This window comes from Nocardioides cavernae (assembly GCF_016907475.1).
Taxonomy (GTDB): Bacteria; Actinomycetota; Actinomycetes; order Propionibacteriales; family Nocardioidaceae; genus Nocardioides; species Nocardioides cavernae.
Genome location: NZ_JAFBCA010000001.1, coordinates 2,149,403 through 2,165,027 on the forward strand (window position 1 = coordinate 2,149,403; position 15,625 = coordinate 2,165,027).

14 protein-coding genes are annotated in these 15,625 nt (G+C 70.7%); 11 read left to right on the plus strand and 3 right to left on the minus strand.

What is annotated here, in order from left to right; translation table 11 throughout:
* Nucleotides 1–3: 3 nt before the first annotated feature.
* The gene (locus JOD65_RS10040; RefSeq protein WP_204811083.1) at nucleotides 4–717 is read right to left on the minus strand and encodes a class E sortase; all 714 of its coding nucleotides are present in this window, start codon (nucleotides 715–717) and stop codon (nucleotides 4–6) included.
* Between the two features lie 205 nt (nucleotides 718–922).
* Here JOD65_RS10040 and JOD65_RS10045 point away from each other — a divergent pair, with 205 nt between their 5' ends.
* From JOD65_RS10045 to JOD65_RS10080, 8 genes are all read left to right on the plus strand, one after another.
* The gene (locus tag JOD65_RS10045; protein ID WP_191196582.1) at nucleotides 923–2,596 is read left to right on the plus strand and encodes a hypothetical protein; all 1,674 of its coding nucleotides are present in this window, start codon (nucleotides 923–925) and stop codon (nucleotides 2,594–2,596) included.
* 116 nt (nucleotides 2,597–2,712) lie between these two features.
* Complete coding sequence (locus JOD65_RS10050; RefSeq protein ID WP_191196583.1) at nucleotides 2,713–3,738, plus strand: WxL protein peptidoglycan domain-containing protein; 1,026 nt, start codon at nucleotides 2,713–2,715, stop codon at nucleotides 3,736–3,738.
* A complete protein-coding gene (locus JOD65_RS10055; protein ID WP_191196584.1) occupies nucleotides 3,735–5,006 on the plus strand; it encodes a hypothetical protein in 1,272 nt (423 codons plus the stop codon). Before JOD65_RS10050 ends, JOD65_RS10055 begins: the two co-directional genes overlap by 4 nt.
* Before the next feature lie 46 nt (nucleotides 5,007–5,052).
* Complete coding sequence (locus tag JOD65_RS10060; protein ID WP_191196585.1) at nucleotides 5,053–6,450, plus strand: type 1 periplasmic-binding domain-containing protein; 1,398 nt, start codon at nucleotides 5,053–5,055, stop codon at nucleotides 6,448–6,450.
* Entirely contained in the window at nucleotides 6,428–7,207 is a 780-nt protein-coding gene (locus tag JOD65_RS10065) for an ABC transporter ATP-binding protein (protein ID WP_191196586.1), read from the plus strand. The genes JOD65_RS10060 and JOD65_RS10065 overlap by 23 nt, the downstream gene beginning before the upstream one ends.
* Nucleotides 7,204–10,071, plus strand: coding sequence for a branched-chain amino acid ABC transporter permease/ATP-binding protein (locus JOD65_RS10070; protein WP_191196587.1), 2,868 nt, complete (start codon nucleotides 7,204–7,206; stop codon nucleotides 10,069–10,071). Before JOD65_RS10065 ends, JOD65_RS10070 begins: the two co-directional genes overlap by 4 nt.
* Nucleotides 10,072–10,125: 54 nt before the next feature.
* Entirely contained in the window at nucleotides 10,126–10,827 is a 702-nt protein-coding gene (locus tag JOD65_RS10075) for a neocarzinostatin apoprotein domain-containing protein (protein WP_191196588.1), read from the plus strand.
* Complete coding sequence (locus JOD65_RS10080; RefSeq protein WP_191196589.1) at nucleotides 10,827–12,224, plus strand: hypothetical protein; 1,398 nt, start codon at nucleotides 10,827–10,829, stop codon at nucleotides 12,222–12,224. The genes JOD65_RS10075 and JOD65_RS10080 overlap by 1 nt, the downstream gene beginning before the upstream one ends.
* Before the next feature lie 100 nt (nucleotides 12,225–12,324).
* On the opposite strand, the gene JOD65_RS10085 is transcribed toward JOD65_RS10080, so the two are convergent.
* Both JOD65_RS10085 and JOD65_RS10090 read right to left on the minus strand, forming a co-directional pair.
* Nucleotides 12,325–13,185 (minus strand): NAD-dependent epimerase/dehydratase family protein, encoded by an 861-nt coding sequence (locus JOD65_RS10085; RefSeq protein WP_191196590.1) that lies wholly within the window; start codon nucleotides 13,183–13,185, stop codon nucleotides 12,325–12,327.
* Nucleotides 13,182–14,009, minus strand: a complete 828-nt coding sequence (locus JOD65_RS10090) for a red chlorophyll catabolite reductase (protein WP_191196591.1) — start codon at nucleotides 14,007–14,009, stop codon at nucleotides 13,182–13,184. The genes JOD65_RS10085 and JOD65_RS10090 overlap by 4 nt, the downstream gene beginning before the upstream one ends.
* Before the next feature lie 57 nt (nucleotides 14,010–14,066).
* Between JOD65_RS10090 and JOD65_RS10095 the strand changes: the two genes are divergently transcribed.
* The 3 genes from JOD65_RS10095 to JOD65_RS10105 are packed head-to-tail and all read left to right on the plus strand — an operon-like array spanning nucleotide 14,067 to nucleotide 15,624.
* On the plus strand, nucleotides 14,067–14,387 hold the full coding sequence (locus tag JOD65_RS10095) for an antibiotic biosynthesis monooxygenase family protein (protein ID WP_191196592.1): 321 nt from the start codon (nucleotides 14,067–14,069) through the stop codon (nucleotides 14,385–14,387).
* Nucleotides 14,384–15,106, plus strand: coding sequence for an alpha/beta fold hydrolase (locus JOD65_RS10100; RefSeq protein WP_191196593.1), 723 nt, complete (start codon nucleotides 14,384–14,386; stop codon nucleotides 15,104–15,106). The genes JOD65_RS10095 and JOD65_RS10100 overlap by 4 nt, the downstream gene beginning before the upstream one ends.
* Entirely contained in the window at nucleotides 15,103–15,624 is a 522-nt protein-coding gene (locus JOD65_RS10105; protein WP_191196594.1) for a MaoC family dehydratase, read from the plus strand. Before JOD65_RS10100 ends, JOD65_RS10105 begins: the two co-directional genes overlap by 4 nt.
* The last annotated feature ends 1 nt before the right edge of the window (nucleotide 15,625 follow it).

Below are 15,625 nucleotides of genomic sequence, written 5' to 3' on the forward strand. Positions count from 1 at the left end.
GCCTCACGCACCTCCCGTCGTCGGAGCTCGGTCGACGAGGTGTCCCGAGACGATCAACCGCTCGCTCGAGCCCCAGCGGGGATGGCAGGTGACGAGCGTGAGCAGGGCCTTCCTCGGTGTCGCCCCGGGTCGGCCGGGCACCGGCTCGAGCACCTCGGTGGCGGTTGGGGTCACGAGCTCGCTGCGGTCGACGACGTAGGTGAAGGTCGCGGCGAGGGTCTGCACCGTCACCTCGTCGCCCGGGACGAGTGCGTCCAGGTGTGCGAACGGCTCACCGTTGGTGGCTCGGTGGCCGGCGACCGCGAAGTTGCCGACCTCACCCGGCATCGCGGTCCCGGGGAAGTGGCCGGGACCCAGGGCCAGCTGGTCGGTCTCGACCCCCTCGACGATGACCCGGGACCAGCCCTGGCCGAGCCGGGGGATGGAGAGCAGCCCGAGCCCGCCGCCGGTGGGTGGCGGGGCGAGCGGGGCCGTGGCAACGGGGGTCCTGCTGCGGCCGCGGGCGGCGGGCCGGGCGCGCGGAGCAGGGGTGGACGGGGAGGTCCGGGACGCCTGCGCGACCCGTGCCTCGAAGGTCTCCCGGAGCGTGCTCTGGGCCGCCGCGTTCTGCACGTCGCTCCAGACCACGAGGTAGGCCGCGAAGGCCACCACGACCAGGCCAAGGGTGAGCAGCAGCTCGGCGGTGGTCCGGACCACTACTCGCACGATCGCGCTCACCCGCCCTCAAAGTTGCGATTCGCTAGAATATATCATTGACAATATCGTGTGACGTTGGACACCCTGAGCGCACTGCGCACCCAGAGGCGCACGGCAGGGACAGGTTCTGCGACTCACGGCGAGCGTTTCGACACGAAACGTTCATACCCGACAAGGAGACAACGGGTAGATGAGATCACGAATTCAACTGGCTGCTGCGGCAGCCGTGACAACCGTGGTGGCCGGCGGCCTCGCCGTACTCGGCGCCGCACCCGCCTCGGCTGCGACGCCCACCGGCGGGTGCTGGGTGTATTCGCCCACGACGCCGTCAAACATCGAGGACACGGTTCCGGCCAGTCAGACGTCGTCGACCCTGGCGCCGTGGGCGAACCCCGGTCCGGCCGACTACACGCTCACCTCGAGCGGTAGCAACGCTGTCGGTGGTACGCGCAACTTCAGCATGACCTTCAACGAAGGTCCGACCAACGGCGGTCCGCCCGCCAGCGGCACGGTCTACTACTACTTCTCGGTCAACGGCACCAACCTGCCCGCGATCTCGAAGGCGTTCAGCGCCGGAGGCGCTGCGCCCATCCCGGGTGACACGATCAACGGGTCCTACAACATCACCGCTGCCGGGACGCAGAACATCGTGCTCCGCAAGGTCTACTACGACATCCCGTCGTTCTTGACCCGGGTCGCCTGCAACGGCCAGGCCACCGGCGTCCGGATCAATCCGAGCGGTGGGGTCAACCCGGCGACGACGCCGGTGGACACCAACATCACCACCAGCTTCACCGCCGTGAACGCCCCCGCTGCCTCCATCACGGCGGTGAGCAACCAGACGGTCACCACGCACGCGCGCAGGAACGACGTCATCTCGTTCTCGGTGACCGACTTCACGGACGGCTCGGCCAGCGCACAGCTGTGCGACTCCGCAGGCAACAACTGTGACACCGGAACGTCGTCCTTCACCGTCACCGGTGGCGCAGGGACCGGAACCCTCAACGTTGGTGCCTCTCCGACCACTGGGTCCCGGCGGCTCAAGGTCACGAGCGGTGCGGACACTCGCCTCGTCCCGATCACGATCCTGGCGAACGTCACCTTCAACATCACCGCAACGGGCAACAACGTCACGTTCTCCGGCTCCAACTGGGACCCGAACCAGTCGGTCAGCGTCGGTGGTTACCTCGCGCCGCCGCCGATCCCGCCGAACCCGACCAGCGACGCGCCCACCACCGTCACGGCGGACTCGACCGGAGCCATTACCGGCAGCTTCACGGTCTCGGCCGGCCAGTCAACGGTCACCGCGTTCATCGGTGCCAGCCGAATCCACGCGAATGGCCCCCCGCCCACCGTCCTGTTCGCGTCCCAGTCCTTCGGTGACGCGTGCGTCGCCAAGGTCGGAACAGCCACAACGGGCAGCTGCTCCCTCGTGGAGACGGTCAACCTGACGGTGAACGCCGGCGACCTGAAGATGTCCAAGGTGTCCGGTCCGGTTGTCATGTCCGCCGTCACGCTGGACGGCACCGCCACCACCTCGAGCGGTTCGCTCCAGGACGTCACCGTCAAGGACTACCGCGGTGGCACCCTCGGGTGGTCACTGGTCGGCCGGTTCTCGGGGCTCAGCAACGGCGGCTTCTCCATCACACCGGACAAGCTGACCTGGGCGCCGACGTGCACGGCCGGAGGCAACAACAACGACACCGTGACCGCGGGTGCAGGTGGTGCGTTCGCCGACTCGGCGACTGCCCTGCCGCTCTGCTCCGTGGTGGCGGGTGGCTTCGGCGCCGACGGCACGAGCGGTGGCGACACCGTCGCCGACGCCGGTCTCACGCTGGCGGTGGCAGCCAACCAGGCTGCCGGCAGCTACACCGGCACGATCACCCTGACGCTGTCGTGATGTCGCGACTCGTCTGACGCTCCATGGCCCGGATGGGCGCCGCTCGGGCGGCGACCCATCCGGGTGGAGTCATTCCCCAGCCCCATCGAATCGACTGACGAACGAGGAGACCCGCGATGACCCTCGTGGCACGACGTGTGACGGCCACCCTGACCGCCCTGATCCTCGGCGTGGGGCTCGTGCTCCTGGCAGGAACCGAGGCCGTGGCGGCCGACAACGGGGCCTGGTCGGTGACGCCGACCCCCCCGGAGGTGGAGACAGCGACGCCGCGCAACTACTTCGTGCTGGAGGGCGAGCCCGGCCAGGTCGTCAAGGACAGCGTGCGGATCCAGAACTTCACGGACAAGCCCATCACGTTCGACCTCTACGGTGCCGATGGCTACAACACCCGCGCGAGCGGCTTCTTCGCCCTCAAGGGTTTGGAGGAGCCCCAGACCGACGTCGGTGCCTGGATCCGGATGCCCTTCCGCCGCCTGACTGTCGCCGGGCGTACCCAGGCTGACGTCCCCTTCACCATCAAGGTCCCGGACAACGCGACGCCCGGCGACCACGTGGGAGGCGTCGTCGCGCTCAACACGGCGATCGAGGGCACCCAGGATGCCGACGACCTCAAGATCGGCGTGCAGCGCGCCGTGGGGGCGCGGCTCTACCTCCGGGTCGCTGGCCCAGTGACACCCGACGTCACCGTGACTGAGGTGGGGCTCGACCACGAGCGAGGCTGGCTTCCCTGGACCGGCTCGGGCAACGGCACGGTCACCTACACGATCGAGAACACCGGCAACGTGCGACTGGCGCCCGGCACTGTGATAGCGCTGACGGGCCTCTTCGGTCGCGAGCTGGACACCGTGCGCCCAGAGGCTCTCGTCGATCTGCTGCCCGGCCAGACGGTCACGCTCACCGAGGCGGTCACTGGCATCGGGTTCCTGGACCGGGTCACGACATCGGTCTCGCTGGAGATCAGCGAAGGCGTGGGTGACACCGGGCAGACCGTCAGCTGGGTCATTCCGTGGCTGGCCATGGCCCTCCTGGCTCTCCTCCTCGTCGGGGCCGCATGGTGGTGGCGCCGCCGCCGGAACGAGCGCCAGCGAAGCTTCGACTCCGTCAGGGATGCCCCTCTGATCACCGTCTCATCGGTCCCGTGAGGCGCCTCCTCACGGCGTTGCTCGCTGCACTCCTGGCGCTCCCTCCCGCAGCGGCCTTCGCTGACGACGATGTGACTGTGGAGCGCACGGAGTCGCTCACGGCCACTGTGGTGCCGGGTTCCGCGGCCCCGGGCACCACGGTTGAGGTGGTCGGGTCGGGGTGGCCGGCCTTCACCCAGGTGCAGGCGGTGCTCTGCGGTGACCTTGCGATCGGGGGCTCGAGCACCTGCGACCAGTCAGGAGCAGTCCTGGCGAGCGCCACCGAGAACGGCATGATCGAGCTCGACCTCCTGGTGGGCCGGCCGCCCGCGCCCTGCCCCTGCGTGGTGCGCGTTGCGTCCTACCAGGGATCGACGGTGGCGGTGGATGCACCCTTCACGGTCATCGGGCACCCCGTCGGAACCCCGCCGGAACCGGTCGTCCCTGCGCCCCGGCTCGAGGTGACAGAGGTCCGCCTGGAGGGGAGCGGCGGCCCGGCCGCACTCTTCGGGGCTGCGCCCGAGCGCCGTGTCGTCCTCACCTTGCAGAACACCGGCACGGCGCCGGCGGTCAACCCGCAGGTGCGCCTCGGCGTCGGGAAGAGCGCGTCCACCGAGCCGACCTCGACGACCACGACCGACCTGACCATCGAGCCGCTGCAGAGCGTCGAGGTGTCGGTCACCGTCGGCCTCCCGATCGCCGCCTTCGGTGACTACCGGGTCGTCGCGCAGGTCGGGGACGACCCGGCGACCGCCGCCAGCACCACCTGGACCGCCTACCCCTGGGGTCTGATCGCGCTCAACGTGCTCGGTCTGGTGCTGCTCGTCTGGGGGATCCGGCGCCGGATGACCGCCCGTCGTCGTGCCGACGCGGCAGCCCAAGCTGCGCGGCACCGTGCCACGGCCGAGGGCTACGCCCTGCCCGACGTGGTGTACGTCGAAGCGCTCGGCGGCTTCCTGGTCAGCCCGCGGGCTGCGAGCCGGTCCAGGGTGCTGAGGAAGGTCGACGGCCGGCTCGAGGCGCGCGACCTGGCGGCGCTGCTCGCTGGTGGCACCCGCCTGCCGGACGCGCCCTCTGACGACACTGGCGCAGCGGTCGTCGACCTGGCGGCCGTCGAGCGGTGGCTGGCCAGGCGCGGTGGCCGTGGTCGCAGTCTGATCGACGAGCTGCTCGATCCTCCGCCTGCGCAGGTCCGCGACGGCGCCCGCGTGTCTGCCGATGCCGTGGTTGACATCGAGGCGGCCGATCGATGGCTGGAGCGACGCGATCGGCAGAAAGGTTCCGCCTAGAACTCGATATCGTATATTGTCGCAACGAACAGAGGACGGAGACCCGATGGTGGAGCAGGCGCGCGCGAGCCGCAGGGCCGGTCGAGACCACGACCGGTCACTTCTGCTGCGCGGTGCCGCCGTGGTCGTCGCCGCCGGCCTCGCGCTGGCCGGGTGCGGCACCGTCATGCCGGGCGCCGTCGTCGGCGACCGGGTCGCCGGCGGCACGGTCTCGGCCAGCGCCGAGGGCGTCGGTGCCGGCGTCACCGACGACGCGGTCAAGGTGGTCTTCGTCGGCACGGACCTCGAGGGCGTCAAGAAGGTCACCGGCTTCAAGACCGCCGACGCCGGCGACCCCGAGGCCCAGGTGGCCGCGCTGGAGGAGTGGGTCAACGCCAACGGCGGGATCGGTGGTCGCACGCTCGACGCGGTGTTCAAGATGTACGACGCCACCGAGGACTCGCCGGCCGCGGAGGAACAGTTCTGCAACCAGATCACGCAGGACGACCGAGCCTTCGCCGTCGTACTGACCGGTCAGCTCCAGAGCAACGCCCGCCCCTGCTACGCCAAGCGCCAGACCCTGATCCTGGACGCCACCCTGGTCGCCACCGACAAGCAGGCCTACCAGGAGATGGCGCCCTACCTCTGGTCGCCGGCCTACCCGGAGTACGACGGCACGGTGCGCGCCTTGATCGACACCCTCGACGAAAAGGGCTTCTTCGAGGGCCGCGACAGGGTCGGGCTGGTCGCCGACGACACCCCGATCAACCGACGCGTGGTCGAAGGCCTGGCCACCTCGATGCTCAAGGAGCTCGGGGTCACGCCTGAAGTCGGGTGGGTCGACACGACCGACCTGGGGTCGTTGTTCCAGGGCAACGAGCAGGCGGCGGTCACGTTCCGCTCGGAGGGGCTGGACCGGGTGATGTTCCTCGGCGGCGCCCGGCTGGCCTCGATCTTCGCGACCGTCGCCAGGACCCAGGAGTTCGACGCCACCTACGCCATCTCCAGCTTCGACAGCCCGGGCTTCTTCGTGAACAACCCCGACACGGTCCCGCCCGAGGTGCTCCAGGGCATGGTCGGGATCAGCTTCAACCCGAGCGGCGACGTCTCCGATGCGCAGCTGCCCTTCCCTCGTCAGGGGCCTGAGCAGGAGTGCATGGACATCTACGCCGATGCAGGGATCACCTTCGACTCCCGGGAGTCGGCTCGCGTCGCCCTGCCCTACTGCGATGCGGCTCGGATCCTGCAGGCGGGTGCGGCCGACCTCACCGACAACCTCAACGCCTCGGCCTGGGGTGCTGCCGTCCAGGGCCTGGGTGACTCGTTCGTCCCGGCCACGGGCTTCGCGGGAGGTGTCGCCACGGACTCCTACTCCGCCTCCGGCGCCTACCGAGTGATGGCCTTCGACGACACGTGCGGCTGCTTCCAGTACGAGGGTGAAGATGTTGCTCTCCCGCGGCCGTGAGCGCGTGGTGACCGCGCCGGTCGCGGGCGCGCCCGCGCTCGAGGTGTCCGGCGTCCAGTGCTCCTACGGCCAGGTGCAGGTGCTCTTCGACGCTTCGCTGCGCGTCGACCAGGGCGAGATGGTGGCGTTGCTCGGCCCCAACGGGGTCGGCAAGAGCACGCTGCTCAAGGTCATCGGCGGACTGCTGGCTCCCGACGCCGGGACCGTCGCGCTCGGCGGTCTCGACGTCACCCGGTGGAGCACCCGGGAACGCATCGAGCACGGCCTCTGCCAGGTCGTCGGCCAGTCGACCTTCGGTTCGCTGAGCGTCGAGGAGAACCTCCGCATGCACGCCTACGGTGCTCAGGACCGTGAGTGGGCACGTGAGGCGGTCGACGCCGCGCTCGCTGTCTTCCCGCGCTTGGAAGCGCGCAGCGCCCAGCCCGCCTCGACGTTGTCGGGGGGTGAGCGTCAGATGTTGGCGCTCGCCAAGTCGATCGTCCAGTCGCCACGGCTCCTGGTCATCGACGAGTTCTCCCTGGGACTGGCGCCGGTCGTGGTCGGTGGCCTCCTCGACCTGGTCCGCCGGCTCAACGAGCGCGGCGCTGCCGTGCTGGTGGTCGAGCAGTCGGTCAACGTCGCGCTCTCGCTGGTGGACCGGGCCTACGTGATGGAGAAGGGCCGGATCGTGGCGGAGGACGCCGCGGCCGCGCTGCACGCCGACCCCGAGCGGGTGCACGCCCTGATGCTCGGGGGCCACGTGGGGGAGCGGCCATGACCCTCCTCCTGACGAACGGCCTGGTGGCGGTGGGCGGCTTCGACGTCGGTATCGACCGCGTGGTCATCGGGCTCTTCAGCGGCCTGACCTACGGGCTGCTCGCAGTCGGCCTGGTGCTGGTCTACCGCTCGAGCAGGTTCGTGAACTTCGCCTACGGCTCGATCGGCGCGTTCGGTGCCGCCATCCTGGCCCTGTTCGTGGGCGACTGGGGAGCGCCCTACTGGATCGGCTTCCCGGCGGCGATTCTCGTGGCGGCGGCCCTCTCCGGGGCTATCGAGGTGGGCGTCGTTCGCCGGCTCGCGGGCCGTCCGAGCCTGATCGGGATGATCGCGACGCTCGGTCTCTCGCAGTTCATCCTGATCAGCGCGCTGCTCATCAACAGCGACGGCGTCAGTGGCTTCACCTTCCCTCAGCCCTCCTACCTGCCGTCGTTCACCATGGGCCGGATGCCGGTGGGTCCGCCCTACATCGCGATGTTCGTCCTCGGGCCGCTCGTGCTGCTCGGCCTGGCCCGGTTCCTGCGGCACAGCCGGCACGGACTGGCGATCCGGGCTGCGGCGGACGACCCGGACGCCGCCTCCCTGGAAGGGATCCGGGCGCCCCGCATGGCGAGCCTGGCGTGGGCGATCGCGGGTGGCATCGCGGCGTTCTCGGCGATCCTGGTCACTCCGACCACGTCGGGACAGTCGATCGAGACGCTGGGCCCGGACCTGCTGCTCAAGGGCCTCGCCGGCGCGGTGATCGCGCGGATGTCCTCGATCCCGATCGCGGTCGGCGCCTCGCTCGGCGTGGGCGTGCTCGAGCAGGTCCTGCTCTCCAACCCCGACACCCGCGACCTGGTCCCCGTCGTCCTCGGCCTGGTGATCGTGGCCGCGCTCCTGCGCCAGCCGGAGCTCGGTCGGGCCGGGCAGGAACGGATCGGCTGGCGACGGATCGGGCCCTCGCCCCTTCCCGCGGCCTACGCTGACGTGCGGGCGATCCGCCTGACCCCGGTCGTGCTCGGCGCATCCTTGGCGCTCGTGGCCGTGTCCCTGGCCTATGTGGTCAGCAACGAGACCGCCTCGGTGCTCACCTCGGTCACCGGGTTCGCCCTCGTCGGTCTCAGCGTCGGGTTGATCACCGGGGTGGCGGGCCAGCTGTCGCTGGGTCAGTTCGCCTATGCCGGGATCGGGGGAGCCGTCTCGGTCCACCTGGCGACCCGCTCGGACAACTTCGTGGTCGGGGTGGTCGGCGGCGTCGTCGCTGCTGGGCTGGTCTCGGCCCTGGTCGGGATCCCTGCGCTGCGCCTCAAGGGCCTGGCCCTGGCGGTGTCGACGCTCGCCTTCGCGCTGGCGACGTCGGCGTGGGTGCTGCGCCTGGACCTGTTCCTGGGCGACGGGGTCTCACCGCCGAAGCCGACCTGGTTCGGCTACTCGCTGGAGCTCTCGCGCGACTACTACCTGTTCGCGCTGCTCATGCTCGCGCTGGGCCTCTGGGTCTCCGCCAACCTGTGGCGCAGCGGCTTCGGACGCTCGCTGCAGGCGCTGCGCGACAACGAGGACGCCGCGCGGGCTTTCACCGTCCCGAGCCGGCGCCGCAAGCTCCAGCTCTACTTCACCGCCGGTGCGCTGGCAGGTCTCGGCGGCGTCGTGATCGGTCACGGCCAGTCCCAGCTGACCGTCAACTCCTTCCCCGCCTCCGCCAGCATCGACGTCGTCGCCCTGACCGTGGTCGGTGGTCTCGGACTCGTCCTGGGACCGCTGGTCGGCTCGCTGCTGATCGTCGGACTGCCGTCGCTTGTGGCCCTCGGGCTCCCCGGCCAGGCGGCGCTCGCGGTGGGTTGGCTGGCCGTCGTCGTGCTGCTCCCCGACGGGCTCGGTGGGCTGGGCATCCGCGCCCGCGATCGCTGGTATGACCTGCTGGCGACCCGGGCAGGCATCGACCCGGCGTCGGCGCGCGCCGAGCTCGAGGACGCGCCCTCACCACTGCGCGCCACTGCGCGCCTCGAGGGACTCTTCGAGGAGCCGCCGGCGGTGGGGGCCGCGGGAGCTCCGCAGCTCGTCGTCCAGGGGCTCGCCAGGCGCTTCGGTGGCGTCGTCGCCGTCGACCAGGTCCACCTCGAGGTCGGCCGCGGCGAGATCCTGGGGATCATCGGGCCCAACGGTGCCGGCAAGACCACGTTGTTCGAGGTCATCGCAGGATTCACCGCGGCGGACGCCGGCCAGGTGCTCTTCGAGGGCGTCGACGTCACCAGATCCAGCCCGGAGAGCCGGGCGATGGCAGGCCTGGTGCGTTCGTTCCAGGACGCCGCGCTGTTCAGCACCCTCACGGTGCGCGAGACCGTGATGATCGCGGGTGAGCGCGTGGCGCCCAGCAACGTGCTCGCCTCGGCGCTCGGCACACGGCTGCCCGACCGGCGCAAGGCCGCGCAGGCTGACGAGCTGATCGAGCGGATGGGCCTGGGACCGTTCGAGGGCCGGACGATCGCGGAGCTGTCCACCGGGACCCGTCGCGTGGTCGAGCTGACCTGCCTGCTCGCCCTGGAGCCACGGGTGCTGCTCCTCGACGAGCCCTCGGCGGGGATCGCCCAGAGCGAGAGCGAGGCCCTGGGCAGCCTGCTGCTCGACATCCGGCGCGAGCTCGGCACGACCATGATCGTGATCGAGCACGACCTGCCCCTGCTGGCCCGGCTGTGCGACCGGATGGTGGCCATGAACCTGGGCCGCCTGGTCGCCTCCGGGACTCCCGACGAGGTCCGCGCGCACCCCGCCGTCGTCGAGTCCTACCTGGGGTCCTCCGCGGCTGCGAACGACCGCTCCGGCCCGCATCTGTCAAGTGTTCCCCGGACGGGGAGCGACACCATGACGCTCACAACGCCGTTGTGAGTCCTCCGCGATGACCGCACCACGCCCGAACCCGAGCAGTATGGAGACGAACACATGAAGAGACGGCTTCTCTCTGGCCTGGCAGTCGCGTTGTCCACGATCGGCTTCCTGGTCCTCACCGCCTCGCCGTCCTCGGCGGCCCCGCGGGTGACCACCACCCCGTCGGTGTCGGGCACCATCCAGGACGGCACCAAGGTCACCGTGAGCGTCTCCGGGTTCCCCGCGAACACCAAGCCCGTCGCAGTGGGTCAGTGCCGGGTGCCCTACGCCGGGCCGGCGGACTGCAACATCAGCGGCGGCGCGACGCTGCGCACCGCCGATGCCAGCGGCAAGATCGAGGACACCACCTTGACGCTCTCGGCGAAGTTCACGACAGGTTCGGGGGCCACCGTCGACTGCACCCAGGTCAAGTGCGTGATCGGAATCGGGCCGCTGCCCACCTCGAACCCGCCCGCGGTCGTCTCGGCCAACACCGTGAACATGCCGCTGGTCTTCGGTGCCGCCGGCGGTGGCACGGCGCCGGTCTCCAGCCCCAGCACGGCACCGGTCTCCAACCCCAGCACGGCACCGAGCACGACCCCGACCGCCGCCCCGACCAGCGCGCCGACGACATCGGGCGGCTCGGCCGCGCTTCCGCACACCGGACCGCTGGACGCCCTGCCGGTCGTGCTCATCGCAGGCAGCGCGCTGCTGCTGCTCGGGGCCGCGGTGCTGCTGCTCGTGCCCGGTCGACGCCGGATCGGGGGGCAGGCGTGATGCGCGCACCTCGACTCGGCTCGCTGGCGGTGCTGGTCGCGTTCGCCGCGGGGACGCTCGCTCCGGCCACCCTGCTGGCCACCCCGGCCGGCGCCGTCACCCCGCCGGGTGGCTGCTGGGTCTGGGGCGGCTCGGGTGCCGACCTGTACGAGATCTCCACGTCCTTGGCGCCCTGGACCGACCCGGACGTCGCACCGGCCGGGCCTGCCGACTACACGATGACGCTGTCGCCTGCCGCGCCCCGACCGGGCGAGAACGTCACCATCTCGCTGACCTTCAACAAGGGGCCGAAGAACGGGGGGCCGAAGGCCTCGGTCTCGGGCCGATTCGACTTCTCGGCCAACGGACAGACGGTCAGCGGCACGATGCCGGCCGTCGAGGTCAAGGGTGCCTCGATCATCCCCGGCTCGACCGTCACCGCGACGTTCCCCGCCGTGGCCGGTGCGAACACGGTGACCTTCGCCGGAGTCCAGTTCCGCGCAGCGGCTTTCGACATCAACATCGACTGCAACGGCCAGACGAGCGGGGTCAAGGGCGGCGACAACCCACGTACCAAGCCGCTGGCGACCAACGTCACGGCCAGCGTGACCGGGGCCGGTGAGCCCGTGGCTCCACAACCCACCCCGACCCCGACGGCAACCCCGAGCGCCACTCCGACGAAGTCGCCCAGCCCGTCGCCCACCAAGTCGCCGACGGCGTCACCCACGAAGTCACCGTCCGCCTCTCCCAACGCCCAGGCCAGCACCTCCGTGCCCGCGAAGGGCAAGGCCGAGTTCGCCTGCGTGCTCAACCCGCTCGGGTCGGACTTCAGCTACCCGGCGACGATCGCGGTCAGCGGCTTCCGTCCGAAGACGGGGGCACCGGTCCAGCTTCGGGCACAGATGTCCGACCTGCCGGGAATCGCCCCGCTGCCGATCGACGGCCGGATGGATGTCACCCTCGGGCTCGTCGCCGGCGGCAAGTCGATGAAGATGGCAGGCGGTGCCGACGTCAAGGCGCCGCCCAAGCAGCCAGTTCCCGTGCCGGCACTCGTCGGCACGGTCAGCTCGGACGCCGACGAGATGGAGATCGAGGTCAAGGAGTTCACCTTCGCGTTCAAGGCGCTCTCCATCGACGCCGACTGCAAGGCGTCCGGTGCCGGCCTCGGCAAGCTGACCGTCGGCAGCAAGGCGCCCGCGGACGGAGGCGGCGGCTCGACCGACGCGAGCTCGGGCGGGGGAGGCTCGGTCGACGCGAGCTCGAGCGGCGGAGGGTCGAGCGGCACAACGACGTCGTTGCCCCAGACCGGCGATCCCGCCTCGCTGCCGGTGCTGGGCCTCTGGGCCGGCGCGCTGGTCCTGTTCGGTGCCGCCGGACTGCTGCTGGTGCCCCGCGTGTCCTATCGCCGGCAGCACTGAGCTGCGACCCGGCCGGACCTGTCGCAGGTCCCCACGGACGGCGAGCCCCCCGCGTCACCTGTCGACGCGGGGGGCTCGCCTCGTGGGCGGAACGGTCTGCTCAGCGGGCCAGCGTCGGGTGCGGCTCGTACGACGTCACGGCCACGAAGCCCGCCTCCGCCAGCCGGTCGACCGAGACCGCGCAGGCGGGACCTGCGATCTCGTCGCGGTAGACCAGCGGCGGGAGGCCCTGGCTCAGCGAGATCGCGTCGAACAGCTCGGCGTTGGTGGGAGGAAGCTCCGGGTGGGTCAGGTTGTAGACGCCGGTGAGCCGATGCTCCACCGCGTGCACCACCGCCGCGGCCGCGTCCTGGACCGAGAGGCGGTAGAACAGCGCGTCGGCCCCGAACGGGACCGAGCCGCCGAGGTACTGGTGGGCCATGGCCACCTTGGCCTCGATGGGCGGGTCGTCGGCGCCGAAGACGTCGCCGCACCGGAAGACGCACGTCCGGTCGCCACCGGCGCCGAGGTAGGTGGCCTCCATCTCCAGGAACTTCGTCGGGCTCGGGTCGGGGGAGTCCGTCACCGGGCCGTCCTCCAGGACCCCGCCGAGGTGGTCGGCGGCACGGCCGTAGACCGACAGCGCCGACAGCGCCACGAGGTGGGGCGCGCCCTCGGCCGCGACCACGTTCCGGGCGGTCTCGACCAGCACCTGGTGGTAGGTCGCGGCCCGGTCCTCCGGAGTCATCGCCCGCTGGGCCGACGGTCCGGCCGTCACCACGACCGCGTCGGCACCGACGACCGCGGCCGCGACCGCGTCCCGGTCCGACCCGACCAGGACCAGCACGTCGTCGAACCTCTCGCGCAGACCCTCCACCTTCGCCGGCGTCGTGGTCGTGACGGTCACCTCGTGCCCGCGCTCCTGGAGCTGTGCGGCGGCGGCCGAGCCCACCAGCCCGGCACCGATCACCAGGACTCTCATGCGCCGGTCCGCATCTCACGGATCTGGCCGAGTCCGGCACGGGTGGCCACCAGCTCCTCGACCCGCTCGGCTCCCAGGAAACGCTTCGACAGCTCGTTCATCGGGTCGAGCGTGTAGCCGTAGGTGCGCACCAGGTGGTCGCGCTCGCGCAGCGCAGCCCTCTCGTCCTCGGGCACCGGGGACGCCTCGCGGACCCAGCCGAGCCAGGTCTCGACCCGGTCCCGCACCGACTGGCCGAGCACCTCGACCGCCTCGTCGTCGGGGCAGGTCGCCATGTAGGAGTTGGCGACGGGGGAGTTGAACGCGCGCATGTAGGTGCCATGGCTGACCGACCACGAGAAGCGGTTGTCCCCGCGCAGCGCCAGCCAGGCGTCGTTCTGGCCGCCGTAGTAGCGATCCAGGTACTCGATGTCGGTCATCAGGTCACGCCGTGGCACCAGGTCGCTGAAGTGGAAGACGTTCGGCACGGTGCCGAACACGATCACCAGGTGGGGGACGTCGATGTGCGGGCCGAGCCAGACCTGGAGGTTCATGTCGAGGATGGAGGCGCTGCGGTTCCCGATCCAGGAGTGCACCAGCCACTCGGCGCCGTGGTCGGCGTCGCCGACGTAGGGGTTCAGGGATCCTTCGTAGCGGCCGTCCTCGGAGGTCCAGTAGCCCAGGCCTTCGCCGGAGGGATGTGGATGCACCGCCAGCTCGGCGGTGATCGTCTCCTTGACCTCGGTGAGGATCCCCCACAGCGAGGCCCACAGCTCGGAGCGGTCGACATCGGGAGCGTCGGCCAGGAACTCATGGATTGTCTTTGTCTGCGCGCTACTGGTCATAGCGACAGCATAAAGATATATGATCTATGACATCCAGAGTTTGGCGAGAGGAATGCCGTGACGGTCGTGGTGGTGAGCCAGGCGTGGACCCGCGAGGGCGAGGAGCACGCGCGTGTGTACATCGAGCTGTCGGGGGAGTTCGGACGCTTCTTCCGCGACCATCCGGGCTATCGCGGCCGGCAGCTGGTCCGCGGTGTGGAGGACCCGACGCACTTCACCCACCTGCGCTTCTTCGACTCGGTCGACAGCTACGAGGAGTGCACCCGCGCCGCGGGCTACCAGGACCACCTGATGGCCATGTACAAGCACCTGCGGCCCTACGACTCCTATCCGCGCGAGTACCTCGAGGTCGTGCTCAACGAACCGGGCCACGCATGAGCCCCTACGTCCTGGTGCACGGCGCCTTCCGCGGCGGCTGGGCCTGGGCCAGGGTCCGGACCCGGCTGCTCGCCGCGGGTCACGACGTGCAGGCGCCCAGCCTCGCGGGCGCCGGTGAGCGGGCGGCCCACCACGTCTCCGGCTTGTCGACCTGGGTCGACGAGCTGACCGACCTGCTGGTGCTCGAGGACCTCCACGACGTCGTGCTGGTCGGTCACAGCCAGGGCGGGGTGGTGGTGCGCGAGGTCGCGCTGCGCGTACCCCGACGACTGCGCCGGCTGGTCTACCTCGACGCCGCGGTCCCCGACCCGGGGGAGCGGGCCGTGGACCTCGGACCGCCGCCGCCCCACCCGCACAGCCTCCCTCCCCGCGACACCCTGGTGCCGGCCCGGCCGCTCGAGCCCGGTGGCGACCTCGACGTCGCCACCGCGGAGTGGATCAACGCCCGGCTCACCCCGACGCCGCTCGCGCCGTCCCTGGACCCGGTCGCGGATGCGCTGCCGGATGTTCCCGCGACCTACGCCTTCTGCACGGGCACCCCGGCGACGTACCCATCGGGAACCACCCGGCGACGGCTCGACGAGCGCGGCACCGGCTACGTCCTCCTCGACGCCGGGCACGACGCACCCCTGACCCGTCCCGACGCGGTCGCCGAGCTGCTGCTCCGCGCCGCCGACCGGACCACCACGATCATCGGCACGGAGGAGAGAACGGCGTGAGCGTCAAGCCAGGCTGGCAGGGACGGTTCTTCGAGGACTTCGGAGTCGGCGACGTCTACCAGCACCCCCTCGGCCGCACGGTGAGCGAGGCCGACAACACGTGGTTCTCGCTGCTGACCATGAACAGCAACCAGATGCACTTCAACGCCGAGTACGCCGCACGGTCGGAGTTCGGGCGACCGCTGGTCGTCTCGACCCTGACGGTCGCCATCGCGGTCGGCCAGAGCGTCACCGACCTGACCCAGAACGCCTTCGCCAACCTCGGCTGGGACGAGATCCGGATGACCCATCCGGTGTTCGCCGGCGACACGCTCTTCAGCGAGTCCATCGTGCTCGAGAAGCGCGAGTCGGGTTCGCGCCCGCACGCCGGCATCGTCACCGTCCGCACCCGCACGCTCAACCAGGACGGGCGTGAGGTGTGCTCGTTCAGGCGCACCTTCTACGTCTACAAGCACGGCGCCGCGCAGCTCGAGGGGATCTTCCCCGACGGCGAGCGACCCATCGGCCTGGAGGGCTGAG